General features: G+C 60.8%; 29 protein-coding genes. 15 read left to right on the top strand and 14 right to left on the bottom strand.

What is annotated here, in order from left to right; genetic code table 11:
• Positions 1 to 162 precede the first annotated feature (162 nt).
• On the bottom strand, positions 163 to 1,062 hold the full coding sequence (locus GF111_RS05920; RefSeq protein ID WP_055312101.1) for a LysR substrate-binding domain-containing protein: 900 nt from the start codon (positions 1,060 to 1,062) through the stop codon (positions 163 to 165).
• A gap of 116 nt (positions 1,063 to 1,178) precedes the next feature.
• Here GF111_RS05920 and GF111_RS05915 point away from each other — a divergent pair, with 116 nt between their 5' ends.
• Positions 1,179 to 1,958: a 2OG-Fe(II) oxygenase gene (locus tag GF111_RS05915; RefSeq protein WP_048232990.1), complete on the top strand. Its 780-nt coding sequence runs from the start codon at positions 1,179 to 1,181 to the stop codon at positions 1,956 to 1,958.
• 37 nt (positions 1,959 to 1,995) lie between these two features.
• On the opposite strand, the gene ansP is transcribed toward GF111_RS05915, so the two are convergent.
• Positions 1,996 to 3,462, bottom strand: a complete 1,467-nt coding sequence (gene ansP, locus GF111_RS05910; RefSeq protein WP_038879875.1) for an L-asparagine permease — start codon at positions 3,460 to 3,462, stop codon at positions 1,996 to 1,998.
• A gap of 435 nt (positions 3,463 to 3,897) precedes the next feature.
• The gene (locus GF111_RS05905) at positions 3,898 to 4,335 is read right to left on the bottom strand and encodes a PACE efflux transporter (protein WP_047728368.1); all 438 of its coding nucleotides are present in this window, start codon (positions 4,333 to 4,335) and stop codon (positions 3,898 to 3,900) included.
• Between the two features lie 112 nt (positions 4,336 to 4,447).
• Here GF111_RS05905 and GF111_RS05900 point away from each other — a divergent pair, with 112 nt between their 5' ends.
• Both GF111_RS05900 and GF111_RS05895 read left to right on the top strand, forming a co-directional pair.
• Positions 4,448 to 5,341 carry a LysR family transcriptional regulator gene (locus tag GF111_RS05900; RefSeq protein ID WP_048232992.1) on the top strand — a complete coding sequence of 298 codons (894 nt, stop codon included), beginning with the start codon at positions 4,448 to 4,450 and terminating at the stop codon, positions 5,339 to 5,341.
• A gap of 69 nt (positions 5,342 to 5,410) precedes the next feature.
• Positions 5,411 to 6,037, top strand: a complete 627-nt coding sequence (locus GF111_RS05895) for a LysE family translocator (protein WP_147190099.1) — start codon at positions 5,411 to 5,413, stop codon at positions 6,035 to 6,037.
• On the opposite strand, the gene GF111_RS05890 is transcribed toward GF111_RS05895, so the two are convergent.
• A complete protein-coding gene (locus GF111_RS05890; protein ID WP_224217821.1) occupies positions 6,027 to 6,545 on the bottom strand; it encodes a DedA family protein in 519 nt (172 codons plus the stop codon). The genes GF111_RS05895 and GF111_RS05890 overlap by 11 nt on opposite strands.
• Before the next feature lie 50 nt (positions 6,546 to 6,595).
• Positions 6,596 to 7,273, bottom strand: coding sequence for a DJ-1/PfpI family protein (locus GF111_RS05885; RefSeq protein WP_038879888.1), 678 nt, complete (start codon positions 7,271 to 7,273; stop codon positions 6,596 to 6,598).
• Positions 7,274 to 7,364: 91 nt separating this feature from the next.
• Between GF111_RS05885 and GF111_RS05880 the strand changes: the two genes are divergently transcribed.
• From GF111_RS05880 to pbpG, 3 genes are all read left to right on the top strand, one after another.
• Complete coding sequence (locus tag GF111_RS05880) at positions 7,365 to 8,309, top strand: GlxA family transcriptional regulator (protein ID WP_038879891.1); 945 nt, start codon at positions 7,365 to 7,367, stop codon at positions 8,307 to 8,309.
• Between the two features lie 45 nt (positions 8,310 to 8,354).
• On the top strand, positions 8,355 to 9,458 hold the full coding sequence (locus GF111_RS05875) for an adenosylhomocysteinase (protein WP_147190097.1): 1,104 nt from the start codon (positions 8,355 to 8,357) through the stop codon (positions 9,456 to 9,458).
• A gap of 151 nt (positions 9,459 to 9,609) precedes the next feature.
• Positions 9,610 to 10,539 (top strand): D-alanyl-D-alanine endopeptidase, encoded by a 930-nt coding sequence (gene pbpG, locus GF111_RS05870; protein ID WP_038879897.1) that lies wholly within the window; start codon positions 9,610 to 9,612, stop codon positions 10,537 to 10,539.
• A 34-nt stretch (positions 10,540 to 10,573) separates the two neighbouring features.
• Here pbpG and GF111_RS05865 read toward each other — a convergent pair whose 3' ends face one another.
• The gene (locus GF111_RS05865; RefSeq protein WP_047728360.1) at positions 10,574 to 11,029 is read right to left on the bottom strand and encodes a GNAT family N-acetyltransferase; all 456 of its coding nucleotides are present in this window, start codon (positions 11,027 to 11,029) and stop codon (positions 10,574 to 10,576) included.
• Positions 11,030 to 11,105: 76 nt separating this feature from the next.
• On the opposite strand from GF111_RS05865, the gene GF111_RS05860 reads away from it, so the two are divergent.
• From GF111_RS05860 to GF111_RS05840, 5 genes are all read left to right on the top strand, one after another.
• Positions 11,106 to 11,510 (top strand): VOC family protein, encoded by a 405-nt coding sequence (locus GF111_RS05860; protein WP_047728359.1) that lies wholly within the window; start codon positions 11,106 to 11,108, stop codon positions 11,508 to 11,510.
• Positions 11,511 to 11,535: 25 nt separating this feature from the next.
• On the top strand, positions 11,536 to 12,561 hold the full coding sequence (locus GF111_RS05855) for an alpha/beta fold hydrolase (protein ID WP_224217820.1): 1,026 nt from the start codon (positions 11,536 to 11,538) through the stop codon (positions 12,559 to 12,561).
• 373 nt (positions 12,562 to 12,934) lie between these two features.
• Entirely contained in the window at positions 12,935 to 13,720 is a 786-nt protein-coding gene (locus GF111_RS05850; RefSeq protein WP_204275824.1) for a TauD/TfdA family dioxygenase, read from the top strand.
• An 11-nt stretch (positions 13,721 to 13,731) separates the two neighbouring features.
• Complete coding sequence (locus GF111_RS05845; protein WP_025301959.1) at positions 13,732 to 14,649, top strand: AEC family transporter; 918 nt, start codon at positions 13,732 to 13,734, stop codon at positions 14,647 to 14,649.
• Positions 14,650 to 14,771: 122 nt separating this feature from the next.
• Positions 14,772 to 15,692 (top strand): DUF808 domain-containing protein, encoded by a 921-nt coding sequence (locus GF111_RS05840; RefSeq protein ID WP_033647067.1) that lies wholly within the window; start codon positions 14,772 to 14,774, stop codon positions 15,690 to 15,692.
• Positions 15,693 to 15,921: 229 nt separating this feature from the next.
• Here the strand turns inward: GF111_RS05840 and GF111_RS05835 are convergent, their stop codons facing one another.
• From GF111_RS05835 to GF111_RS05805, 7 genes are all read right to left on the bottom strand, one after another.
• Positions 15,922 to 16,461, bottom strand: coding sequence for a GNAT family N-acetyltransferase (locus tag GF111_RS05835; protein ID WP_038879907.1), 540 nt, complete (start codon positions 16,459 to 16,461; stop codon positions 15,922 to 15,924).
• Between the two features lie 112 nt (positions 16,462 to 16,573).
• Positions 16,574 to 16,729, bottom strand: coding sequence for a hypothetical protein (locus tag GF111_RS05830; protein WP_224217819.1), 156 nt, complete (start codon positions 16,727 to 16,729; stop codon positions 16,574 to 16,576).
• Positions 16,730 to 16,968: 239 nt separating this feature from the next.
• Positions 16,969 to 17,418, bottom strand: coding sequence for a type II toxin-antitoxin system PemK/MazF family toxin (locus tag GF111_RS05825; RefSeq protein ID WP_047728349.1), 450 nt, complete (start codon positions 17,416 to 17,418; stop codon positions 16,969 to 16,971).
• A gap of 152 nt (positions 17,419 to 17,570) precedes the next feature.
• Positions 17,571 to 18,383 (bottom strand): MetQ/NlpA family lipoprotein, encoded by an 813-nt coding sequence (locus GF111_RS05820; protein ID WP_038879912.1) that lies wholly within the window; start codon positions 18,381 to 18,383, stop codon positions 17,571 to 17,573.
• A gap of 130 nt (positions 18,384 to 18,513) precedes the next feature.
• Positions 18,514 to 19,365 (bottom strand): DUF1460 domain-containing protein, encoded by an 852-nt coding sequence (locus GF111_RS05815; RefSeq protein WP_147190095.1) that lies wholly within the window; start codon positions 19,363 to 19,365, stop codon positions 18,514 to 18,516.
• A gap of 104 nt (positions 19,366 to 19,469) precedes the next feature.
• Positions 19,470 to 20,012, bottom strand: coding sequence for a GNAT family N-acetyltransferase (locus GF111_RS05810; RefSeq protein WP_033652386.1), 543 nt, complete (start codon positions 20,010 to 20,012; stop codon positions 19,470 to 19,472).
• Positions 20,012 to 20,479 carry an acyltransferase gene (locus GF111_RS05805; protein WP_047728343.1) on the bottom strand — a complete coding sequence of 156 codons (468 nt, stop codon included), beginning with the start codon at positions 20,477 to 20,479 and terminating at the stop codon, positions 20,012 to 20,014. Before GF111_RS05805 ends, GF111_RS05810 begins: the two co-directional genes overlap by 1 nt.
• A gap of 203 nt (positions 20,480 to 20,682) precedes the next feature.
• Between GF111_RS05805 and GF111_RS05800 the strand changes: the two genes are divergently transcribed.
• Positions 20,683 to 21,273, top strand: coding sequence for a Yip1 family protein (locus GF111_RS05800; RefSeq protein WP_004939641.1), 591 nt, complete (start codon positions 20,683 to 20,685; stop codon positions 21,271 to 21,273).
• 56 nt (positions 21,274 to 21,329) lie between these two features.
• Here the strand turns inward: GF111_RS05800 and GF111_RS05795 are convergent, their stop codons facing one another.
• Positions 21,330 to 22,181: a DMT family transporter gene (locus tag GF111_RS05795; RefSeq protein WP_038879922.1), complete on the bottom strand. Its 852-nt coding sequence runs from the start codon at positions 22,179 to 22,181 to the stop codon at positions 21,330 to 21,332.
• 597 nt (positions 22,182 to 22,778) lie between these two features.
• Here GF111_RS05795 and GF111_RS05790 point away from each other — a divergent pair.
• From GF111_RS05790 to GF111_RS05780, 3 genes are read left to right on the top strand one after another with little or no spacing between them, the layout of a single operon-like run.
• Positions 22,779 to 23,495, top strand: a complete 717-nt coding sequence (locus tag GF111_RS05790; protein ID WP_060442266.1) for an ABC transporter ATP-binding protein — start codon at positions 22,779 to 22,781, stop codon at positions 23,493 to 23,495.
• 16 nt (positions 23,496 to 23,511) lie between these two features.
• The gene (locus GF111_RS05785) at positions 23,512 to 24,468 is read left to right on the top strand and encodes an ABC transporter substrate-binding protein (protein WP_038879927.1); all 957 of its coding nucleotides are present in this window, start codon (positions 23,512 to 23,514) and stop codon (positions 24,466 to 24,468) included.
• On the top strand, positions 24,465 to 25,472 hold the full coding sequence (locus GF111_RS05780) for an iron ABC transporter permease (RefSeq protein ID WP_147190093.1): 1,008 nt from the start codon (positions 24,465 to 24,467) through the stop codon (positions 25,470 to 25,472). The genes GF111_RS05785 and GF111_RS05780 overlap by 4 nt, the downstream gene beginning before the upstream one ends.
• The last annotated feature ends 55 nt before the right edge of the window (positions 25,473 to 25,527 follow it).

Genomic DNA, 25,527 nt, shown 5'->3' with positions numbered 1-25,527 from the left:
GCAATATGGCGATTGCAGGGGCGGCGGCATAGGGAAATGGCATTGTGGCCGAAGGGCGAATCGGTTCGCGGTCCCGGTCGGCAGAGATAAATTAACAGGCTGAGGTGAGAGGCTTAAGCGTTCAGGGTTGTGCCTGACGCCAGCAAACATCGCCGCCGGGGTTCAGGTTTGGCCTGTAGATGCGAGGGTTTGCAACCAGGCCAGAAACGCCGCTGCGCCGGGTTTTTCCAGCGTGCGCGGTGGGTAAACTACGTAGTAGGGTTTGCTGAGCGGCAGCGCCGGTTCGGCCAGGGTGACCAGCTGGCCTTCCGCCAGTTCACGGGCGATCAGCCGCCGCTGGCCGAGCAGCACCCCGCGCCCTTGCACGGCGGCGTCGATAGCCAACGAAGTCAGGTTATAGGTCAGCCCGCGCCGCGCCGGCGGTGACCGATCGGCGGCGGTGAACCACTCGTGCCAGCCCGGCAGAAACTGGCTCTCCTTGCCCCAATCGACATGGATCAGCGGCAGCTGCGTCCAGTCGCCGCGATCGCGCAGCGCCGGGCTGCACACCGGCTGCACCCGATCCTGAAACAGTTGCATCTTTTCCAGCAGCGGATAGTCCTGATCGCCGAAGCACAGGGCGAAGTCTGCCGCCGAATGGGCGAAATCGACCGCCGCATGGGTGGCGTGCAGCCGCAGATCGCCGTCGGGGCACTGCGCCAGCCAGTCGCCCAGCGCCGGGTTCAGCCACTTGGAGGCCAACGCCGGCAGGGCGAACACCGTCAGCGCCTGTTTGCCGCGCTGGCGCTCGACGTGCTGCTGCGCCACGCGCAGCGTTTCGAACGCCTCCTGCACGTAGGCCAGGTAGTCCGCGCCCTGTTCGGTCAGCGTGACGCCGCTTTTGGCGCGGATGAACAGCGTGATCCCCAGGTGTTGCTCCAGCTGGCGGATCTGCTGGCTGACGGCGGCGGCGGTCAGCGCCAGCGTATCCGCCGCGCGGGCCAGGCTGCCGGTGCGGGCGGCGGTTTCGAACGCCAGAATGGCGCTCAGCTTGGGCAAGCGCGCGCGGGACGGTGAGTGCATGGGCAGGGCTATCGCTAAGAATTGGTTAGCTTATCCATAACGTATTTTTGTTATGGCGGCAATGCGCCATTCGCTACAGTGAGAGGCATCCGGCTATCGCACACGAGGGGAACGTCATGCCGCAACTTGCCGATATTATCGATCTGTCCGCCCATCCCATCGACGACGCCGAGTTCCGCGCCCGTTGCCGGCAAACGCTGGAGCGCAGCGGTGCGTTAGTACTGCCGGGATTTCTGCGCGCCGCCGCGCTGGCGACGGTGCGGTTGGAAGGCGCCGAACAGCACCACGCGGCGTTTTATGCCACCAGCAAACACAACGTGTATCTGCGGCCGCAGGACGACGCGCTGCCGGCCGATCACGCGCGCAACCGGCTGGTGGTGTCGTCCAAAGGCTGCATTACCGACGAAGATATTCCGCCGCAGTCGCCGCTGCGTGCGCTGTACGATGCTCCGGCGTTTCGTGCGTTCCTCTGCGCGGTGCTGGATGAGGCGCAGCTGTATCCCTACGCCGATCGGCTGTCGTCGATCAACCTGCATTACGCCCACACCGGCCAGGAGCTGGGCTGGCACTTCGACAATTCGTCGTTCGCCATCACTCTGCTGATCCAGAAACCGGCGGCGGGCGGGCGTTTCGAGTACGTGGAGAACCTGCGCGACGCCGATCGCGGCGAGATGAACTATGCCGGGGTCACGCAGGTGCTGGACGGGGAGCGGGTGGCCAAACGGCTGGCGATGGAGGAGGGGGATTTGGTGCTGTTTCGCGGGCGCAACGCCATGCACCGGGTGACGCCGACCGAAGGCGACATCACGCGCATGCTGGTGGTGCTGGCCTACAATGCGCAGCCGGACGTGATGCTGTCTGAAAGCGCCAGAATGACGTTCTACGGCCGGTTATAGCGGATAAAAAAACCGCCCCGGAGGGCGGTTTGTCGAATCAGTGCGGGTTTTGTTCTTCGTGAGCCTGCTGTTCCAATTTCACTTCCTGCGCGCGCTTGCGCAGGCCGAACCAGCCCAGCGTCAGCAGCACTGCCAGCACCGGGATGGTGGCGATGGTCCAGGTGCCGTTCGGGTAGTCGAACGCCATCATCACCACCACGATCAGCAGGAACGCCAGCGTCAGCCAGGAGGTGAACGGCGCGCCCGGCATTCTGAACGAGACCGGCTGCGCGCGGCCTTCGTGCACGGCTTTGCGCAGGCGCATCTGGCAAACGATGATAAATGCCCAAGAGGCGATGATGCCGAGCGAAGCGATGTTCAACACGATCTCGAATACCTGCGACGGCACCAGATAGTTGAGCACCACGCCGATCACGTAGATGCCGCAGGTGACCAGGATGCCGGCGTAAGGCACCTGCTGGCTGCTCATTTTGGCCATCAGCTTCGGCGCGGAGCCGCCCATTGCCAGCGAGCGCAGGATGCGGCCGGTAGAGTAGAGGCCAGAGTTGAGGCTGGACAGCGCGGCGGTCAACACCACGATGTTCATGATGGTGCCGATATAAGGCACGCCCAGCTTGCTGAAGAAGGTGACGAACGGGCTTTGGCCGGCCTGATAGGCGTTCCACGGCAGCAGCAGCACCAACAGCACCACGGAGCCGACGTAGAACAGGCCGATACGCCAGATCACGCTGTTGATCGCTTTGGGCATCATTTTGGCCGGATCTTTACACTCGCCGGCGGCGGTGCCGATAAGCTCGATGCCGGCGAAGGCGAAGATCACCCCTTGCACCAGCACCAGCGCCGGCAGCAGGCCGTGCGGGAACATGCCGCCGTTTTCGGTGATCAGGTGCATGCCGGTGGTGTGGCCGGCGACCGGGGTGCCGGTGCCGAGGAACACCACGCCGACAATCAGGAACAGCGCGATGGCGGCGACCTTGATCAGCGCGAACCAGAATTCCATTTCGGCGAACCATTTCACGCCGATCATGTTCATGGTGGCGACGATGCCGAGCGCGCCGAGGGCGAACAGCCACTGCGGCACGTCGGCGAAGGTGCCCCAGTAGTGCATGTACAGCGCTACCGCGGTGATGTCGACGATGCCGGTCATCGCCCAGTTGAGGAAATACATCCAGCCGGCGACGTAAGAGGCTTTCTCACCGAGAAATTCGCGGGCATAAGAAACGAAGCTGCCGCTGGAAGGGCGATGCAGCACCAGTTCGCCCAGCGCGCGCAGGATGAAGAAAGAGAAGATCCCGCACACCAGATAGACCAGCGCCAGCGCCGGCCCGGCCAGTTCGAGGCGGCCGCCGGTACCGAGGAACAAGCCGGTGCCGATCGAACCGCCGATGGCGATCATTTGGATCTGCCGGTTACCCATGCTTTTGTGATAACCGGATTCATGGGAGTCTAGCCAGCGTCGTCTGGCGGCGTGTTTATCGTCCGCCGACTTTTTTTGTGAGTGCATTATCCGTCCTGTTTACCTGTCTATGATGAACTCCGCCCTGAGCGGCAGGGCAAACGATTGCCATCAGCAATCGTAATGAGAATGAGGTCGTAGCATCATTCCGCTGTTTATTGTGTATACAGCTGCCGTTAAATAACGGCGTGGCATGCTACCGTTTCCCGATAAATGTGGCAAAAAAACCTGTGCGCAAAGCGTGAGCAATTGTGTGTATTTTTTAAACTGAAAACAAAAGCGCATATTATTCAGTAAGATGAGTCTCATTATCAACACGGAAATATCGAACGATAAAAGTGATTGAAATCACAGAATAATAATTACCGTGCAAACTAAAGGGATTTGAAGGTTATTTCGCGTCGGGGTAAAGGCGGGCGGAAAATAAAGCGATGGCGCCTGCGCGGCGATGGGCGTGCGCAGGCGAATGGGACGAGGGGGTTTTTAGGCGGATTCACCGGCCGGCAGAGCCGAAGCCGGCAGGCCGAACAGCTTGTCGAACGCCCAGTTAAACAGGAAGGTGTAGCAAGGAATGATGACGATCAGCGCCATGTCCAGCAGCAGCGCCTGCCACAGCGTGATGCCCATCCACCAGGCGATCAGCGGGATCAGATACACTACCAGCGTCAGCTGAAAGCCCACTGCGTGCAAAATGCGGCGCTTGAGGGTGCGGGTGCGCGACGCCTGGCGGCTTTCCCACCACTCGAACAGGTAGTTGTAAATGAAGTTCCAGCTGACCGCGAGGGTGGTGATCACCACCGCCAGCGGCCCGGTGCTGCTCGGCGCGTGGCCCGACAGCAGCGCCAGCCCCAGCGCCGAGATCGTCATGCCGATAAGTTCATAAGCGGTGACATACACCAGTTTGCGTTTGACGCCTTGCATTGTTTTCTCCCGATCTGTTTTTAGTTGCCTCTGTGGCGGCGGCGGCTAAGATAGCGTCAATCACATTGATAGAAAAAGTCAGGAGCTGTCAGTTTTACTGACAGGTTAAACGATGAACTTTTCCAGCGACAATATCGAACTGTTTCTGGCGGTGCTCGATCGCGGTTCGTTTTCCGCCGCCGCCCGCGCGCTGCGGCGCGTACCGTCCGCCGTCAGCATGGGTATCGCCAACATGGAGGCGGAACTCGGTTTCGCATTGTTCGATCGCTCGCACCGCGAACCGACGCCGACCGCGCTGGCGTTGGCCCTGGCGCCGCACGCCCGCCTGATCGCCGGGCAGCTCAAGCAGCTGCAGGTGCACGCCATCGAACTTTCGCAGGGGCTGGAAAGCACGCTTTCGATCGGCGTGGCGTCGGACATCAACGGCGCCGGCCTGCTGGTGGCGGTGAAAACGCTGTCGCAACGTTATCCGCTGCTGAACATCGAAGTGCTCAGCGCGCCGCAGGACGACGTGCTGCATATGCTGCATCAGGGGCGCATTGGCGTCTGCCTCGCGTTCGGCGGGCTGAACATCAACAGCGCGGAGCAGTTCCACGCCGTCGGCGCGGAGTCGCTGGTGGCGATGGTATCGCCGCAGCATCCGGCGCTGGAGGGCGCGGCGGGCGAGCTGTTTCTCGAGGATCTGATCAACGTGCGGCAGATCATGGTGGCCAGCCGCGATCTGCCGATCGGCGATCTGCGCCCGCAGGTGGCGGAGGCCTACTGGCGCACCGACAGCCTGCCGATGGCGCTGAACATGGTGGAAGCGGGCCTGGGGTGGGGCAATTTCCCGCTGTCGCTGGCCGAGCCGCTGCTGGCGCAGGGGCGGCTGATGCGGCTGAAATTCAAAAACACCAAGAACGAGCTGCGATTGCCGATGCATCTGATCTGGCTGAAGAGCCGCCCGCTGGACAAGGCGGCGCGCGAGCTGGTCGAGCTGATGCGCGCGGCGCCGCAGGGATCTTGACGCACCGTTATTGCTTTTGTTTTCACCTCTGCGCTAGTTTGAATAAAAAATGACAACGGGAGAGTGGGCATGTTGAGCGAGACGGCGCTGTCAATAATAAGCATTACCGGCGCGATTGCGCTGGGGGCGATGAGCCCGGGGCAAAGCTTTATTCTGGTGGCGCGTACGGCGGTGGCTTCCTCACGTGGCGACGGCATGGTGGTCGCGCTGGGAATGGGCGTCGGATGCTTTGTCTTTGCACTGTTGGCCCTGCTTGGGCTGCAGTCGCTGTTGCTGGCGCTGCCATGGCTTTACGGGACGTTGAAGCTGTTGGGCGGCGCCTATCTTATCTATCTGGCGTTCAACATGTTGCGCGGCGCCAACCGGCAGCTGAACGTGGATGGAGTGGGCGGGCAGCCGCTGGGATGGCGTAAAGCCTTCACCACCGGCCTGCTGACTCAATTGGGCAACCCGAATACGGCCATCGTCTTTGCCAGCGTGTTCGCCGCGTTGCTCAGCCACGCGATCGCGCCGTGGATGTATGTGGCGCTACCCTTGATCGCGCTGGCGGTCGATGTGGCGTGGTACGCCTTTGTCGCCTTCGTGCTCTCTTCGCCGCGTCCGCGCCGGATTTATCTGCGCTTCAAGGCTTGGTTCGATCGCTTGAGCGGCGGCGTGCTGGCGCTGTTGGGCATCAAACTGATGCTTAGTCGCTGAGTTTCACTCCGCGTGGCGTTTGCGCCAGTTTTTTATTGAAGCCGGTAAAGAAGCTTTCGATCGCCTGGCCGCCAAAATAGCCGAGCATGACGAAGATCGTCGCCCAGAGAATGGCGCCGAGGATGTTGAGCGGCACAAAGCGCGACGGCGGCAGCCGGCTGGCGCCGATCAGCACCGGGCCGATGATGCGGAAGCCGTACATAAAGCGCACCCCGATAACGAACAGCATCGGGTGGCGGGCGATCAGCCTTCTGGCGCGCGCGATGCGCTTTTCCTGCCCTTTGAGCCGCGAGATGACCCGGCCTTCGAACCGGCGGCCGATGAAGTACAGCAGCTGATCCCCCAGCGTGCCGCCGAGCGCCACCACGGCTATCACCCACGGCCAGTGCAGCAGCCCTTCGTGGGCGGCGATGCCGCCCAGCAGCGTGATGGTTTCTCCCTCAGCCAGGCAGCCGATAAACAACGCCCAGTAGCCGTAGTCCGTAATGTAGTGGGCCAAATCGGTCATTCCTTACTCCTTATGTGACTGACGCATAAGGGCAAGTATACGCGCGATCGCTAGCTTTGGGCGATCTGGGCCACCAAGGCTCTGCGCCGCGCCAGACTTTCCGCCATTTGTGCCTGCACCTTGGCGTAAATGTGCGGCGGGGCCAGTTCCGGTGTGCCGCCCGTGAACGGCGGAGCCGGGGCGTACTCCAGATAGAGTTGGATCGTTTGGGCGGTGTCTTCGCCGTGCAGTTCGGCGATCAGCGCCAGCGCAAAGTCGATGCCGGCGGTGACGCCGCCGCCGCTGATCACGTTGCCGTCGCGCTCTACGCGTGCAGCGCTGGGTATGGCGCCGAACAGCTTCAGGCTGTCGCGCATCGACCAGTGGCAGGCGGCGCGTTTGCCCGGCAGCAAGCCGGCGGCGGCCAGGATCAGCGAACCGGTGCACACCGAGGTCAGATAGCGGGCATCGGCGCCCAGCCGTCGGATTTGCCGCATGAACGCTTCATCCTGCAGCGCCTGGGTGCAGCCGCTGCCGCCCGGCACGCACAGCACGTCGCAGCGCGCGATCTCCGGCAGCGGGCGCAGCTGGGTGAAGTGCAGGCCTTCCGATTCGACATCCGCGCCGTCTACCGAAGCGACGATGATTTCCGCGCCCGGCATGTGGCGCAGAAACTGCAGTGGGCCGGTGAAGTCGAGTTGGGTGACGCCTTGATAGATGGGAAATACAATCACGAGTGGTTCAGACATGACATTCGCCTCATTTTTATCGTTGGACCTGGGCCATAATAGCCGCCCTGTTTTTGGCTGATATGACAGATAACCCTCAAAAAGCGCCATCATGAAAACGATCGGTTTTGTGGTTTTTCCCGGTTTCAACCTGCTGGACTTTGCCGGCCCGCTGGCGGCGTTCGATAACGTCAGCCAATTTACCGACCCGCCGGCCTACCGCTGCGTGGCGATCTCGCCGCAGGGCGGGATGGTCGCCAGCTCGGCGGGGGTGGAGATCGCCACGCAGCCGTGCGGCGACGAGCGTTTCGATACGCTGGTGGTGGCCGGCGGCAGCGGCAACGTGATGGCGGCGCAGTCGCCGGCGCTGGTGGCGTTTCTGACGAGCCACAGCCGGCGAGCGCGGCGCATCGCCAGCGTGTGCACCGGCGCGTTTATTCTGGCGGCCTGCGGTTTGCTGGACGGCAAGCGCGCCACCACCCACTGGTATCATGCGGCGCGGCTGCAGCAGAGTTATCCGCGCATCCGCGTCGACAGCAACCGTATCTTCATTCGCGACGGCGATATCTGGACCTCGGCCGGCATCAGCGCCGGTATCGATCTGGCGCTGGCGTTGATAGAAGACGACCTTGGCGCCACGATGGCGGCGGGCGTGGCGCGGCAGCTGGTGGTCTACCACCGGCGCCCCGGCGGGCAGTCGCAGTACTCGCTGCTGCTGGCGTTGAACCCGTCGTCGGATCGCATGCGCGCCGCGCTGTCGTTCGCGCGCGAGCACTTGCACCTGCCGCTGTCGGTGGCGGATCTGGCCGACGCTGCCTGCCTGAGCGAGCGCCAGTTCGGTCGGCTGTTCCGCGCCGAAACCGGGCAGACGCCGGCCAAGGTGATCGAACAGCTGCGGGTGGAGGCGGCCAGGGGGCGCATCGAAGAGAGCACCGAGCCGCTGGAGGCGATCGCCCGTTCGGTGGGATTCAGCGATCCGGAGCGCATGAGGCGGGCGTTTATCCGGGTATTTGGCCTGTCGCCGCAGGCGATCCGCCGGCTCGGCCGCGCGGGGTAACTTTTTTGCCACGCCTGGCGGCGGGGCACACCAGAGGAGCAACGGATGTATCAGGATTTCGAGAACGAATTGAACTGGGCGATGCGCCATATGCCGCGCACCCGGGCGGCGGTGGCGGCGTTGCCGGACCTGCACGGGGTGCGGCTGGCGTGCAATATGCACCTGGATCTGAAAATGGCGCCGCTGGTAGCCGGTTTGCTGGACAAGGGCGCGGCGATCTTTCTGACCACCTGCAATCCCACCACGGTGCAGAACGACGTGGTGGCCTGGCTGGAACGACGGGGCGCGCAGGCTTACGCCTGGCGTGACATGAGCGCCGGCGAGTGGTCGGAATCTTTCGACCGCGCGTTGGCCTGGCAGCCGACTCACCTGTGCGAAATGGGGGCGGATTTGACCACCCGCTTGCACCAATCGCCGAACGGCCCGCAGATCGTCGCCGGGCTGGAAGCCACCGGATCGGGCATCAGCCGTTTGAACGGCGTGGCGCCGCGCTACCCGATCTTCAACTGGGACGATCTGCCGGTGAAAGAGGGGCTGCACAATCGGCATATGGTTGGGTTGACCGCCTGGCACACCTTCTTCCAGACCACCCATCTGACGCTGCACGAAAAGCGCGTGCTGGTGATCGGCTACGGCCTGGTCGGGCAGGGGACGGCGGCGGCGGCCAGGGCTTACGGCGGCCAGGTGATGGTGGCGGAAATCGATCCGGCGCGTGCGCTGCAGGCGCGTTATGACGGCTGGCAGGTGGTGGATCTGGCGAGCGCCGTCGCGCAGGCGGACGTGATCGCTACCGCGACCGGCGCGAAAAACGTGCTCTCGGCGCAGCATCTGCAACAGGCGCAGGACGGCGTGTTTATCCTCAACGTCGGCCACGTGGCGGAAGAGATCGACGTCGGCTTCCTCAAGGGCCGGTCGCACCACGAGCCGATGCCTTATGTGAACGCTTACCAACTCAATGAGAAGACGGTCTATTTGCTGGCCAACGGTTCGATGTTCAACCTGACCGCCGGCTACGGTGACAGCCTCAATGCCTTCGACGTGACGCTGGCGGTGATGGCGGCCGGCATCGGCCATATCGTCGGCGCGGGGGCGCGGCAAACGCCGGGGTTGTACCTGCTGCCGCAGTCGGCCTGGCAGCCGGCGCTGTAACTTTTTCTACGCGGGCGTTCATCCCAGAGCGCCCGCGGGCTGCGTCGTTTTTCGGCCGACAGAATTTGTCACAAATCCGCCCTATAATCCCAGTGCCAAGCGCCGAACCCTCACATATAATTCGCTGAGTTCAAGCCCCCATTTCAGAGTAATGCCTGTGAAAATACGTGTTTTGGTTCTGACCCTGCTCGCTTTGCAGGCGGGCGCAGGCTTTGCGCCGCGTGCGCTGGCCAGCGACAACGCCGCCGCCCTGCACGCCACCCAGCCGGAGCTGGCCTCCGGCAGTGCGATGGTCGTCGATATGCAAACCCATAAGGTGATGTATGCGCGCAACCCGGATGAGGTGGTGCCGATCGCCTCGATCACCAAGTTGATGACCGCCATGGTCACGCTGGACGCGCACCTGCCGCTCGACGAGATGCTGGCGGTGGATATCCACCAGACGCCGGAGATGAAAGGGGTGTATTCGCGGGTGCGGCTGAACAGCGAAATCAGCCGCAAGGATATGTTGCTGCTGGCGCTGATGTCGTCGGAAAACCGCGCCGCCGCCAGCCTGGCGCACCACTATCCGGGGGGCTACAACGCCTTCATCAAAGCGATGAACGCCAAGGCCAAGGCGCTGGGCATGACCAATACCCATTATGTGGAACCGACCGGGCTCTCTATCCATAACGTGTCGACGGCGCGCGATCTGACCAAGCTGTTGATCGCCACCAAGCAATACCCGTTGATTGGCCAGCTCAGCACCACCACCGAGCGCATGGCCAGCTTCAAAGATCCGAACTATACGCTGCCGTTCCGCAATACCAACCATCTGGTGTATAACCCGAAATGGAACATCCAGCTGACCAAGACCGGCTTCACCAACCAGGCGGGCCACTGCCTGGCGATGCGTACGGTGATCGGTAACCGCTCGGTGTCGCTGGTGGTGCTGGACGCCTTCGGCAAATATACCCACTTCGCCGATGCCAACCGGCTGCGCAGCTGGATTGAAACCGGCAAGGTGACGCCGATCCCGGCCGCCGCCCGTGACTATCGTCGGCAAAAAGACGCCAGCCTGGCGAAAAACGCCACCGAATGACCCGCCTGGCGGCCTGCTCGTTTGCAGCAGGCCGCTATCGGCCCTCGGGCCGCCTGATGACAAATCCCCGCTCGCGATCGCCGTCGAAACCCGCTTTGAGGTAAAGCTGGTGCGCGCCGGTGCGTTGCTGCCCCGACAGCAGCATCACCTTGTAACAGCCCTTGCGCCAGGCCAGCTGCAGCGCGTATTCGATCATCGCGAGCGCCACGCCGTGGCCGCGATAGGGCTCTGCCGTCACCACGTGCTCGATGATGCCGAACGGCTGCGCCTGGTGCGCCAGCCCCGGGATCAGCGCCAGCATGCAGGTGGCGATCGGCTGTTCCTCGTCCGCCGCCACCACCAGACGGATCGCCGGATCGTCCAGCAGGCGCTGCAGGGTGCGGCGTGCGTCGTCGGTGCGCAGCGGCGCATCCTGTGGGCGCAGCTCGCGATACAGAGCCAACAGGCCGTTGAGATCGTCCGGCTGCGCCAGGCGATGAATGATGCTCATGGTTGCTCCTTTCCGCCGCTTCAACGGTAATCCGCTATCCTCCATTAATACTACAACGATTGCCGGAGAGGATGTTATGAGTCAGGTTTCGACCTTTGTCATGTTCCAGGGGGAGGCGCAGCAGGCGATCGACCTCTACAGCCAGGTGTTTGCGCGCTTTCGTCTCATGCAGGTGCAGCATTACGACCCGACGCCGGACGGCCGGCGATTGATCAAGCATGCCGCCATCGATTTCGACCGGCAGAACCTGGTGTTTATCGACAGCCCGATCAGCCATGATTTCAGCTTCACCCCGGCGGTGTCGCTGTTCATCAACCTGCCTAACGAAGAGGCGCTGGAGCAGGCTTTCCACCGCCTGGCGGAAGGCGGCAAGGTGCTGATGCCGCTCGACGACTACGGCTTCAGCGCCCGCTTCGGCTGGCTCAACGATCGCTTTGGGCTCTCCTGGCAGCTCAATGTGCCGGCGGGGGATCTGCCCTGAGGCTAAGGGGGAGCGCGCAAAAGGCATGGCAGTTCCTGCTGTTGTTTCATATGCTTATCGCCGGGGCAGCGGCTCTGCCGTGGGGAATTCCGACAACATCATGGAAAGGTGCGAATTGATTGATTTTGACCGCTATGTTGAGCAAGCGAAGTCTTTCGGTGAGTGGCCGGGGGCACAGGTGGGCACGTCGTCCGGCCGCATTGAGGGATTGAGCTACCGTCTGTATCGGCAAACTGTCGAGAGTGAAGACGTGATCGTGGTTTATCACGGCGGCGGGGTTAACAGCGCCGCCGGGTATGACATTCTTGCGCGCCAGCTGGCCGCCGAGCCAACGCTCGCGGTGTGCCTGGTCGATATTCGCGGGCATGGCGATTCCACGGGAGAGCGGGGGACGGTTGAGCGGCCTGAGCGTATTTGGCGCGATGTCGATGTCATCCTGGCGGAAATGCGCCTGCGTTTTCCGTTGGCGCGCAGGCACCTGCTTGGCCATTCCAGCGGTGCCGGGATGTTGCTCAACTACCTGACCCGTTATCCTTGCGAACAGCAGGTGGACAGCCTGACCCTGCTGGCGCCCGAGCTGGGGCCATTTTCCGGGATGGCCCGCGATCTGCCGGCGGCGGCCCGTTTTGCCCAGGTGCGGCAATGGCCTTTTGTGGCCAATGCGCTCAGCGGCGGGCGGTGGTTTGGGCAATCTCGGGCGGTCAGCCTGAATTTTCCCCCGGCCGTGCTGGCCGCCGCCCCCGATTTTGTCTGCCAATACAGCGTTAATATGGCTAACGCCTTGACACCACGTACCCCGGCCAAGCAACTGGCGGCGCTGCGATTGCCGACCTTGCTGCTGGCGGCGGCGCAGGATGAGTTGTTCAGCGCGCAATCCTTGCAGCGTTTCGTCGAACAGCATGGCAGCGTGCATGTTGCCTTTGGCTTGCTTGAGGGCAGTACGCATTTATCGTGCGTCTTTGAGGCCCACGATCATGTTCTGCGCTACCTCTCGCGCGTATTCGCTGGTGCGTCTGATAGAGACGTAACTGCGTATCTGTTTGTTTTTTAATCACTTCTTCTCCGCCATTAACTGGACGGAGGAGTGGTGATTAAGATCACGAAATTAGTTAATAAATCTTTATGAATTTGATTGCAAAGTGTTAATATCCTGCCGCTTTCATTAGGCTTGCTAATGATATTCTTATTGTCAAGGAATGCTCAGGATGGATTACCAAAACGTCTTTCAATTGACGGATCAGGAACGAAACGAGTTATTTTCGGCATTAGATAAAATTGCTTACGATCCCGCCGGCGGTGATGCGTATATTCATGCTATACGATCGGCCATGATTACCCATTTGCCCCACAGATTAAGCGCTGCATTAAGCCAGCAAAAGGCGTCAATCAAACCACGGCCTTATCTTATTTTAAAAAATGTGCCGGTGGATAAAGAAGTTTTCTTTTCCCCTTGCCCGAACCAATACACGCCTTCGGCCAAATCCGGGAATATCAGTGAAAACCTGTTGGTGGGTATTTCTTCGTTAATCGGCGAGCCCTATTCGATGTATTTCGAGGGGAAGGAGCTGATTAATAATCTGATCCCCAAACGCGAAGCCAAAAAAGAGTATACCGGTCTGGGGTTCGATGTTGAACTGGACTTCCATATTGAAAATGCGGCGCTGAAACACCTGGAGCAGTTCAACGTCTCGCCGATGGGCCTGCTGCTGGCCGGCGTGCGCCGCGATCCGCACAGCCCGATGACGCGCATCTCCGATTCGCGTCTGGCGATCGCTCAGCTGAGCCGCGAGGACGTCGAAACGCTCGCCAGCCCGCTGTACAGCATCAAACTGCCTTACCGTTGGCGCCAATCCACGCAGGCCGGGCGGGAAGAAACCGCGCTGGTGCCGCTGATTTCGCAAAATCACGTATTGCCGGATGTGAGCGCCGTCTTCTATCCCGGCATGATTGCGGCCAGCACGCCGCGAGCGGAAGCCGCGCTGGAGCGTTTCTACGGGCTGGTGAAAGAAAACGCCATCGGTATCGATATTTGCCCAGGCGATTTGGTGTATATCGATAACCGCTTTGCGCTGCATTCGCGCGATAAATTCACGCCTTCTTTCGATGAAAGAGATACGCCGTTGCGCTGGGTGCAACGCGTCTTCATTTCGGCAAGCTTATGGAATCACCGCAACCTCAATCAGGTTGAAGAGCGCATTTTCTCGATTTAAGGTTATTATTCATGCTGAACGTTTTTCTTTCTATATTGCCGATTTTTTTGTTAATCGTGCTGGGCTATTTGTCAAAACTCTATGTTAAAGATGTCGCCGTATTTTGGGGCTTCTCAGACAAATTCGTTTATTACCTTTTTTTTCCGGCACTGTTGATATTGGATATCAGTGAGGCGGATTTTAGCGGCGCTGACAGCTTTTATCCCGTAGTGGCGACGATTGTTTCCACGCTGGCCATCGCGTTGATTATTTTCGTTGGCAAACTGTTCTTCAATACGTCGGCCGATCTGTTTACCTCCATTTTTCAGGGCGGAGTCAGATACAACTCTTATGTATTCATCGCGCTGTCGCAATCGCTGTTTGGCAGCGAGGGGGTGGCGCTGTCCGGTTTCTTCGTGGCGTACATGATCATTCTGACCAACATCATGAGCGTGTTGGTGATGAACCACTACGGCACCGGCAGCAAGAAAAGCCTGAGCGGCGCGCTGCTGGCGCTGACGAAAAACCCGCTGATCATCGGCGCGTTGTTCGGGGTGCTGATGAACCTGTGCAACCTGCACATCACCGGCGCGCTTAAACAGCTGTTCGTTTATCTCTCCAACGCCGCCACGCCGCTGAGCCTGATGTCGGTCGGCGCAGGGTTGATCGTCAGCATGCATATCCGCAAGCTGGTTTCCATCTCTTATGCGACCGTGCTGAAGCTGGTGGCCATGCCGCTGATTACCATTGCGCTGGTGCACTATTTCGGCGCCACCGGCGTGCCGGCCAGCATCGCCATTCTCTACTCCGCCGTGCCTTGTGCCGGCAACGCCTATATTCTGGCGCGGCAAATGGGGGGCGATCATGAAGCGATGGCCTCCATTATCACCTGGACGACGCTGCTGTCGGTGATTACCGTGACGTTCATCCTGGGCAGCGTAGCGCTCTAACGCCGGCGCCGGGCGGCATTCGCCCGCCCGGCGTTTTCCGCGATCCTCCCATATCCTTTCATGACGCTTTACCGCTATGCTAAACATAGAATGGCCCGTGAATATGAAAAGGATGAATCATTTTGGCAGGAAGTAGCTTACTTACCCTCATCGACGACATCGCCTCGTTGTTGGACGACGTCTCGTTAATGAGCAAAATGGCGGCAAAAAAAACCGCCGGGGTGCTGGGAGACGATCTGGCGCTCAACGCGCAGCAGGTCACCGGCGTTAAAGCCGATCGCGAACTGCCGGTGGTGTGGAGCGTCGCCAAAGGTTCGTTGATCAACAAGGCGATCCTGGTGCCGCTGGCGCTGCTGATCAGCGCTTTTGCACCCTGGGCGATTACGCCGCTGCTGATGGTGGGCGGCGCCTACCTGTGTTACGAAGGGTTCGAAAAGGTGTTTCACAGCCTGAGCCACGGCAAGGCGGCGCAGGAGGAAAAATCGGACGGGCCCGGCGCCAATGAGGACGCCGCGGCCTATGAGAAACGCAAGGTGAAAGGGGCGATACGCACCGATTTCGTGCTCTCCGCCGAGATTATCGCCATCACGCTGGGCACCGTTGCCGGCGCCACCTTCAGCCAGCAGGTGATCGTCTTGTGCGGCATCGCCGTCGTGATGACGCTCGGCGTGTATGGCATCGTCGCCGGCATCGTCCGGCTGGACGATCTGGGGCTGTATCTGAGCCGCAAAAGCAGCGCGTTAGCGCGCTCCCTCGGCGGCGGCATCGTGCGTGCCGCGCCTTATTTGATGAAAACGCTGTCGATCGTCGGCACGGTCGCCATGTTTATGGTCGGCGGTGGCATCCTGACCCACGGTCTGCCGCCGGTGCATCACCTTTTCGAAGACTGGGCCTCGTACACCACGGTGGTGCCGACGTTTGGCCATATCTTGCAGGGGGTGGTTCCGGCTCTGCTGAACGTGGCGTTCGGGCTGGTGGCCGGCGGCGTGGTGCTGGCGGTGGTGTCGGCGCTGGGCGCGGTACGCGCGCGTTTCAAGGCATGATGAAAAATCTCGCCCCGAGAGGGGCGGGACGGTGCAGACGCTTTAAAATATCAGTTTGAGAACGCCGGTAATCGTCAACAAACCCACGATAAAGATGATGGCGACAATCCACAGAATAATTTTCATTTGATTCTCCCTTACCCGTTAAATGTGGCGCACAACTGGCGCTAACTCAATGAAATCACTCTTCACTATAGACGCTAACTTCCTATCGTGCGTCGCCATGCATTCAGGGATGCCGATTGTCGCCCGCGCCCAGCGCGCGCTGCATGATGTGGGTGTCGCGCCATTCCCCCAGTTTGAACCCCACTGCCTTTAACGTCCCGACGCTGGTAAAACCGAGCGACTGGTGCAGCGCCAGCGAACCGCGGTTGGCGGCGGAATCGCCGACGATCGCCAGCATCTGGCGCCAGGGGCCTTGCTCACAGCGGGCGATCAGCGCGCTCAGCAGAGCCTTGCCGACGCCTTTGCCCTGTTGCCCCTCGGCGATATACACCGAGTCCTCCACGGTAAAACGATAGGCCGGCCGGGGGCGATACGGCGTGGCATAGCAGTAGCCCACAATACGGCCTTCGCTTTTCGCCACCAGCCAGGGCAGCCCGGCTTTCCGCACCTTACCCAGCCGCAGCTGCATTTCCGCCAAGGTCGGCGGCTGTTCTTCAAAAGAGGCGGCACCGTACAGCACGTGGTGGGTGTAAATGCGCAGCACGGCGGCCATATCGTCCGGCGTGGCATCGAGGAGGCTGAGTACGGGAGCGGAGAGCGTCATGGTAATGCCTGTTTACCTTGGAAATCAGCGGATAAACGCCATTATGCGCGCCGCTCGCCGCCGGGGTAAATCGGGTTTTCTTATGGTGAGATAAGAGAACCCTATGGGGTTGTCAGCCGCACAATGCGGCGCTCTGTGCCAATTGCGGGTCCAACATGGCGAGCTGCTGCTCAATCACCGCCGGAAGCGCCGGCCCTGAACGCGCCAGAATTGCCCCGGCTTCCGCCAGTGAAACGCCCATCCGGCGCGCCAGTTCGCCGACTTTCAATAACCGATCTAGCGCCTCCCTTGTGCGTGACGGGATACTACAGCCTGACGCCACGTAAGGGACAAGAGCGGGAAGAAAAGATGACGTTTTAAAAATCGGTGGGCGCCAGAGAGGCAAAAGCCCAGCTGGATGGCTGGGCTTCGCAGGTCCCTGAAAGGGAGGGTATAGCATAAGGGCCTGTATCGGCTACGGCGACAATTTCACCTGATTTGTCTGTTTTGTCAACAACAGCGTACTGGTCAGAACAGCATATTTTTGGCATTGATCGACTTAATGACGGCGCGTTGTATGTCAGCAACAAGCTCGCGCGACAGACACTGGGTAAGAAAGCCTCTCTCTTTACGGGCTCTGTTCAGCCGTTGGCGGCTGACTTGCTGCACCAGATCGCCCTTTGCCCAGCGCGTTTGCGGATGAAAGAATCTCATATCTTCGATGAGTTCACGCGTAATTTCGATGTGCAATCCCCGTTCGATCTTGTTCGAATCTCTGGTGGTCGACAGCGGTACGATAATGCAGGCGTTGCCGTTAATTTTGCCGTTCAACACAACAACTAAACGGTTCTTCACCATTTCTGGTGGAATGTGGCCATCATAAAAGCCGGTTTCATGCGGTTGGCAGACTGATAGGGGATAGTTGCCATAGTTGCACTCGAGAATTTCCCCGACCTTGGGGGCAAATTTGATCGGCATCGAGACACTCCTTTGTTGTGAACAATCCGTGTTATGGAGGAATGAGCATGCGGGCGTTTTGCTTATAGAGAAAGGTGTGGCGTAAGGAAACGGGGAATGAAAGTGAAATATTGCGGATTCGTACGCAGAATCCGCCTTGATGGTGGCCGAATTTACCAGCCTTTCACCGCGCCGCCGTTGAAGATTTTCTCGGCGGCCTTGGCCACTTCGTCAGACTCATAGGCCTTGATGAAGTTCTGCACGTTCGGCGCGTCCTTGTTGTCTTCGCGGGTGACGATGATGTTGGTGTACGGCGAGTCCTTATCCTCGATGAAGATGCCGTCTTTGGTCGGCGTCAGACCGGTCTGGTTGATGTAGGTGGTGCTGATGACGGCAACGGTGACCTTTGGATCGTCCAGCACGTGCGGCAGCTGCGCGCCTTCCAGCTCCATGATTTGGTAATGGTGCGGGTTGGCGCTGATGTCCAGGGCGGTGGGCAACAACCCCTTGCCTTGTTTCAGCGTAATCAATCCGGTTTTTTCCAGCAGCAGCAGGGCGCGCCCCAGGTTGGTCGGATCGAGCGGGATGGCGATCACCGCGCCGTCCGGCAGCTCTTTGAGCGATTTTATCTTTTTGGAGTAGCCGGCCATCGGGAAGACAAAGGTATTGCCGACCGCCACCAGCTTATAGCCGTGATCTTTGTTTTGCTGTTCGAGGAACGGGCGGTGCTGGAACACGTTGGCGTCCAGTTCGCCCTTGTCGGTAGCGTCGTTCGGCAGCAGTGAACCGCTAAAGCCGACCAGCTCGACGTCCAGCCCGTATTTCTCTTTCGCCACCTGTCTGGCGACTTCTGCCACGTCCTGTTCCGCGCCGTTGATGACGCCGACCTTGATATGATTCTGATCGGTTTTTTGATCGCAGCCCTGAAGCGCCAATACGGCGGCGAAGGCCGCCGCCAGAGGGGTGATACGCCAGCGTAAGGTCATCGAAGTCTCCCTGAAAAGAACAATAAAATCAGTTGTTTTTTGTCCTTACAGCTAAGCCTGAACCGCCGATGAAGTCAAACGCTCGTTCAGCATAAACGGCTATAGCTTATAGCCGTTATGCGACGGGGGGTTATCGGCTGAGCGAACGCAGCACCACGATGCCCGGCGTAGCCATCACGTAATCCATAAAGGGCGAATCGACCACCCGCATGTTGGCCTTGCGTGAAGAGGCGTTGCGCAGCACCGGGCCGCTGTCGGTCATCACGAAGATGCCGGTGTGGGTCACGTCCAGCCCGTCCAGGTTGGTGTAAATACCGATGTAATCGCCCGTGCGCAGCTGGGCCAGCACCTTGTTGTCGACGTTGTCGCTGGGGATATAGGTCACGCTGCGCTGCACGACGGGCAAGCCGGGCAGGTAGCTGCTGCCGTCCGCCTTGCGGTTGAGGGTTTTCACGAGGGTAACGGCGTGCGGGCTGAGCTGCGCGGTGATGTCTTCGGCCACCTGGTGCGGCCGCTGCGCCCAGTCGGTGAAGAAGTGTTTGCGCTGCGGGAAGGCGATTTTGCCGTCGACGTAGCGAATGTCTACCAGATGTTGTACAAACTCGCCTTCGCTGCGGGCAGTGCTGAGCGCTTCCACATAATCGATGTAGGTGAAGCAATCCAGCCCGCGGAAGTCGATCACCAACTGCTCGGGCGTGCTCTGCGAGCCGATCAGGCGGTTGGCGAGATAGGGCGTGCCGAGAAACTCGCGCGAAATCAAATCGACGGTGCGGCCATGCGGCTGTGCGGCGGGCCAACCGGCGCGCAGCGCGAGGATCTCACGCAGCTTGCTGCGGGTGCTGGCGTCCATCTCCGGCTGCACGCCCGTCGGAGAAACGGCGGCGTCGGTCGGCGGCGTTGCGGGGGTGACGGCGGTGGGGCGATCGGCGCATCCGCTCATGGCGATAGCTAACATCAGTAAAACAGCCTTGTTCTTGTTCATACGGCCCTCCATGGGTGTCGCTGGTTTATCAGAGTAAGTGATAACAGTTCTCATCCGATGGTAGGGGTTAAAAAGTAAACATAACCTCAATGGCAATCGATAAATCAGTAACCGATTTCGCTATTGAACGGCAAATACCAGAACAGCGCGATTTCATGATCGGCGATCTCCGGTTCGGCGCGATACAGCAAGCGATCGATGCCGCCGAGGATAAACCCATAGTGCTGGTAGCAGCGGCAGGCCGCCAGGTTGTTGTTCTGCGTTTCGAGCATCATACCTGAGGTTTCCTGCTGCCGCGCCCACTGTTTGGCGCAGTCCAGCAGCGCCCCGGCGATGCCTTGGCGGCGCGCGTCAGCGCTGACGGCGATCTCGTCGATCAGGGTGTAGCCGTTCCAGTTTTTGCTCAGCGTGATGTGGCCAACGGCGTCGTTCTGGCGATAAGCCAGGAAGGTCACGCTGTCTTCGTTGGCGAACGGCGCCAGGGGATAGCGTTTGCGAAACGGCGCCACCGGGCGAGTTGGCCAGCTGTCCACCGGGCTGTCGAACTGCGGCAGGGCATAACAGGCGATGGTGAAGCTGAAATCGCCGCGGGCCAGATAATCGTCGGGCAACGTCTCAATGGCCGCGATGCGGATGGCCGGGTTCATTACGGCAGCTCCCGCAGCAGACGCGCCGGGTTGCCGGCGTAGATCCCCTTGCGGGTGATGTCGCGGGTCACGACCGCCCCGGCGCCGATCACCGCGTCGCTGCAGATCTCCACCGCCAGGATCGTGGCGCCGGAACCGATGGACACCCGATCGCCGATGCAGGTGCGCCCCCAGCTGGCCGGATCGGCATTGGGCGCGCCGTCTTTGAACAGATCGTTGGCGAAGGTGACGCCGTGGCCGACAAAACACGCTTCGCCGAGGGTGACGTATTCGCAGATAAAGCTGTGCGACTGAATTTTACTGCGCGCGCCGATGCTGACGTGGCGCTGGATCTCCACGAACGGGCCGACGAAGACATCGTCGCCGAGCCGGCAGCCGTAAAGATTGCAGGGTTCTACCACGGTGACGTTGCGCCCGGCGTCGACGTCGACGATCCCCGCCTGGCGGGTGATGATAGCGGATGACATAACCTTCCTCACAGCTTGGGTTTAATGGGGGAGTATAAGACAAAGCGCCGCGCCTTTCGCTTTCCGCACGTTTTTTCGCCGAAAGACTATAATTAGTACAGGGGAGAGAGCCCCGTGGCCGCAATCCTCGCACGGGTAGCTGTCCGTCAGAGGTGTGAAATTCGTTCGCCGATCGCGGCCTACGGCGAGATAGGAGGTGTCTCATGGTCAGTCATGTTTGGGGACTTCTGGCGCATCCCAGCGCCGAGTTCGAACAGATCAAAAGCGAGAATGAAAGCGTCTCGCACCTATACACCCATCACGTGTTGCTCTTGGCAGCAATCCCGGTGGTCTGCGCCTTTATCGGCACCACCCAGTTGGGCTGGCTCTCCGGCGAGGGACATGCCATCAGGCTCGACATGTTTACCGCGCTTTATACCGCCGTGGCGTTTTACCTGCTCATGCTGGCGGGCGTAGCGGCCATGGGGAAAGTCATTCACTGGATGGCGCGGCGCTATGAATCGCGCCCCAGCCTGCACCGCTGCATGGTGTTCGCCGGCTACGTGGCGACCCCGATGTTCCTCAGCGGGATTGTGGCGCTCTATCCGGTCGTCTGGCTGTGTCTGTTTGTCGGCATTATCGGCCTGTGCTATTCGGGCTATCTGCTGAATCTGGGGATCCCGCACTTCCTGAATATCGACAGTAAGGAAGGGTTCATCTTCTCCAGCTCGACCTTCGCTATCGGTATCCTGTTGCTCGAGCTGCTGCTTGGGGTGACGGTGCTGCTGTGGGGGTACGGTTCCTGGTTGTTCTGAGTTAACGGCTGTTGTTATCGCCCCCGCGCCGGTGGAACGGCGCGGGGGCTTTTGCTTTATACGCGGCGGAAAACCAGCATCACGCCGAGCACGATGCCCGCCATGCCCAGCAGGCTCAGCGCCGCCAGCGCGTGGCCGAGCAACAGGTAGTCCAGCAGGGTGGTCACCGCCGGGATCAGATAGAACAGGCTGGTGACCTGCACCAGGTTACCGCGCTGGATCAGGCGATACAGCAAGAAGGTCGCCAGCACCGAGATCACCACCGCCATCCACAGCAGCGGCAGCACGAACGCCGGCCCCCATTCGACCCGCAGCGGCTCAAACGGCAGCGCCAGCGTACACATCAGCAACCCGACGGCATACTGCAGCGGCAAGACCGCCAGCGGCGGCTGCGTCATGCCTTTTTGCAGCAGGGTGCCGGCGGTCATGCAGCCCAGCGCGATAAAGGCGAACAGCATGCCGCTCAGCGAGAAGTGGGCCACCATCAGGCTTTGGTACACTACCAGCGTCAGCCCGACCATTGCCAGCGCCAGGCCGAGCGCCCGCAGCCCGGTGCAGCGCCGTTCGGTGATGAACTGGGTGAGGATCGGCTGTACGCCGAGCAGCGTCGCCAGCACGCCGGGCGTAATACCCTGTTCCAGCGCCAGCAGATAGCAGATTTGATAGCTGCCGATCATCAACACGCCAATCAGCGCGACGCGCCGGCGGGTGCCGGGAGCGGGCAGGCACTGGCGCTGCCACAGGCCGATGGCCAACAGCACCGCCAGTGCGATGGCGCAGCGGAAGAACAGGAAAGCGAAGGCGGAAGCGTGCTCCAACCCCCAACGGGAGAAGATCGCGCCGCTGCTCCAAAGCAGGACGAACAGCGTAGCCAGGCCGGCATTGGCCCAGAGAGAAGGTAATCGCATATCAATTTCACCTGTCGTGAAAATTACAGGCTCCGGCGCGCGCGGCGGTCTACGCCTGAACGCAACAGATCAATAAGCCGGAGGTAAAAGTCGGTTTGGCTTAGCGCACAACCACAATGCGTGGTGGGTAAGCGGCAACCGCTGAAACGACAGAGGAAACGGCGGGTGGGGCGGAGGAAGCACACAGCAAAACGACGGCCGGAACGGTCGCGTCTGTCGGATCTGTACTGTGCGCCAGGTAGGTCATGTGAGTTCCTGAAAACAGGGAATGAAACTAATCGCTTCAAACATAACCAAGTTCAGCGGGGCGTGCAATCGGAAATCATCATGATTTTAATGATAATGAAAATCATTATCATTAATTGAAGGGTGTGCTATGTTGTTTTGGCCGCGCAGTGTTGATGCAGGGGCGCGGCTTGGTCCCTCCTCGGTTCACGCAACGCGTGCGGCAAAAGACGTTGCGATTCGCTTTTGCAGAAGGCGCGTAATCGTGGTAAAAATATTGATATGTTATAATATAACAATTGATGCGTGATGAATTCAGTTCGCAACATCCTCCACGTTGATGGAGTTAGCCTGACCGGCCACGGCGGGGCATTGATACTCGACAACATCCATTTCGCGCTGCGCGCCGGTGAGAAGCTGGCGGTGATCGGTCCTAACGGCAGCGGCAAGTCCAGCCTGCTGCGTGCCCTGATCGGCGAAACGCGGCCGGACAGCGGCGGCATTCACTGGCGAGGGCGGGCCTTGTCCGAGTGGCCGACGGCGGAACGCGCCAAAAGCATCGCCTTTCTGGCGCAAAACGATTCGCCGGATTTGCGGCTGTCGGTTGAGGACTACGTGGCGTTGGGCCGTTTACCGCATGGCGCACGCTCTGCGGCGGGAAAACGCATCGTTGACGAAGCCATCGGGGAAACCGGGCTGGCGCCGCTCAGGCACCATCCGCTAGGGCGGCTCTCGGGCGGCCAGCGTCAGCGCGCCGCGCTGGCCCGGGCGTTGGCGCAGTCTCCCGATCTGTTGTTGCTGGATGAACCGACCAATCACCTCGATCCGCCTGGGCGCGCGGCGCTGCTGTCGTTAGTGAAAAATAAAGACATTGCCGTGATTGCGGTGCTGCACGATTTGCCCGTGGCAGAGGCGTTTGCCGATCGGATCCTGGTGCTGAACGAAAGCCGCCAGGTAGCCTGTGGTACGCCCGAGGCGGTGTTACAGACTTCGGTGATTTTGCCGGTGTTCGGCATGAACAGTTTCAAGGTGGCGCATCCCGTCAGCGGGAAAACGCTGCGCATTTTTGACGTTCCCCATTGCGCTTGATCAACCAGAGAGAAACATGAACGCACGCGTATTCATCCTGCTTCTGTTGCTGGCCGCCAGGTCGGCGGCGGCCGAACATTTTCCCGTCACCGTAGAAAGCTGCGGTGTGCCGGTCACCTTCAACCAGGCGCCGCAGCGCGCCGTCATCAACGACATCAACATGGCCGAGATGGCCTTTGCACTGCATTTGCAGGATCGCATTGTCGGGCTGACCGGCATCACCGGCTGGTACAAACTGACGCCCGACTTCAAGGCCGCGATGGGCGCCATTCCCGAACTGGCGCCGAAATATCCCGCTTTGGAAACGCTGCTGGCGGTCCAGCCGGATTTCTTTTTCGCCGGCTGGAATTACGGCATGAAGATCGGCGGCGACGTCACGCCGGAGAAGCTCGCCCCGTTCGGCATCAAAACGCTGGTGCTGAGCGAGAGCTGCGTACAGGCCGGCGGGCGGCCGCAGAAGGCCGATATGAATCTGCTGTATGACGATGAGCTGAAGCTCGGCAAGATTTTCGGCAAGCGGCAAGAGGCCACCGCGCTGGTTGAGGGCTGGAAGCGCCGGTTGGCTGCGCTTCCAGCCAGGCCGGCGGGCCAGGCGCCGCTCAAGGTGTTCGTCTATGACTCGGGGGAGGAGAAGCCTTTCACCAGCGGCAAATACGCTATGCCGACGGCGATCGTCGAAGCGGCGGGCGGCCGCAACGTGATGGACGGCTTGCCGGCGAGCTGGACGACGGCGTCCTGGGAGGCGGTAGCGGCGGCCGAGCCCGACTTCATTATTCTGCTGGATTACCAGACCGGATCGGGTGCCGATGCGCTGCGGCGCTTCCTCGAGTCCCACCCGTTGATGAAATTAACGCCTGCCGTACGGCACCACCGCTATCTGAAACTGCAGTATGCGGAACTGACGCCGGGGCCGGCCAACATCGGCGCGGTGGAAAAGCTGGCGCGGGCGCTGTACGCGCCGGAGGCTGAATGAACTCGCCGACCCGGCGGTTTATGCTGCTCGCGCCGTTGGCGCTGTCGGTATTGTGCGGGTTAATGGTCTGGAGCCTGCAGTTGGGCAGCGTCGTGCTGTCATGGCGGCAGACGATGGCGGCATTGGGGCTTTCATCGGCGCCCCTCTCCGGCATGCTGGACACTATTGTCGTGCAAATGCGGGTGCCCAGAGCCTTGCTGGCGGCCTTGACCGGCGCCGGGCTGGCGATGACCGGCGCGCTGCTGCAGACCACCACGCGCAATGAGCTGGCCGATCCTTTTTTGTTTGGTCTCTCCTCCGGCGCCTCCGCCGGCGCGGTGCTGGTCATCACGCGCTTCGGCGACGCGCTGGGCGCGCTGACGTTGCCGCTGTCCGCCTTCGCCGGCGGCGTTTTGTCTGCCTTGGCGGTGATGATCCTGTTTCGCGTCGGCCGGGTCAGGCGCGCCGAGCAGCTGATCGTCTGCGGCCTGGCGGTCTCGTTTTTGTTCAGCGCGCTCACCAGCTACCTGGTGTTTTCCGGCGATCAGCGGGCGGCCGGTTCGGTGTTGTTCTGGTCGCTCGGCGGGCTGGGGCTGGCGCGTTGGGATAATCTGTCCATTCCGCTGGCGAGTTTCGTGCTGCTGGCCGGGTTTACGGCGCTGCGTTGGCGGGCGTTGGACGCGCTGCTGGCGGGCGAGCAAACCGCCCATTCGATGGGGGTCAACGTGGCGCGCCTGCGCACCGAGACCTTTCTGTGCTGCGCACTGTCCACGGCGTTTCTCGTTTCGCTGACGGGCGTGATCGGCTTTGTCGGGCTGATGGTGCCCTATCTGGCCCGGCGCCTGGTGGGCGTGCGCCACCGTTTGGCCGTGCCGATGTGCGGCCTGCTGGGGGCGACGCTGCTGACCGGCGGCGACATGCTCAGCCGCAGTCTGATCCCCAATCAGGAGCTGCCCATCGGCATCATTACGGCGGGGCTGGGGGGCGCGTTCATCGTGTCCTTGCTGCTGCGCGCGGAACGATGAACGCGCACCCTGCGAAGATAAAGTCGTCTATCAAAAGCCCGCGCCGGGTGCGGCG

The organism is Serratia sp. HRI (assembly GCF_010119335.3).
Taxonomy (GTDB): Bacteria; Pseudomonadota; Gammaproteobacteria; order Enterobacterales; family Enterobacteriaceae; genus Serratia; species Serratia nevei.
Note: the sequence above shows the minus strand (reverse complement) of the source record. Positions and strands in the feature narration are given on the sequence as shown.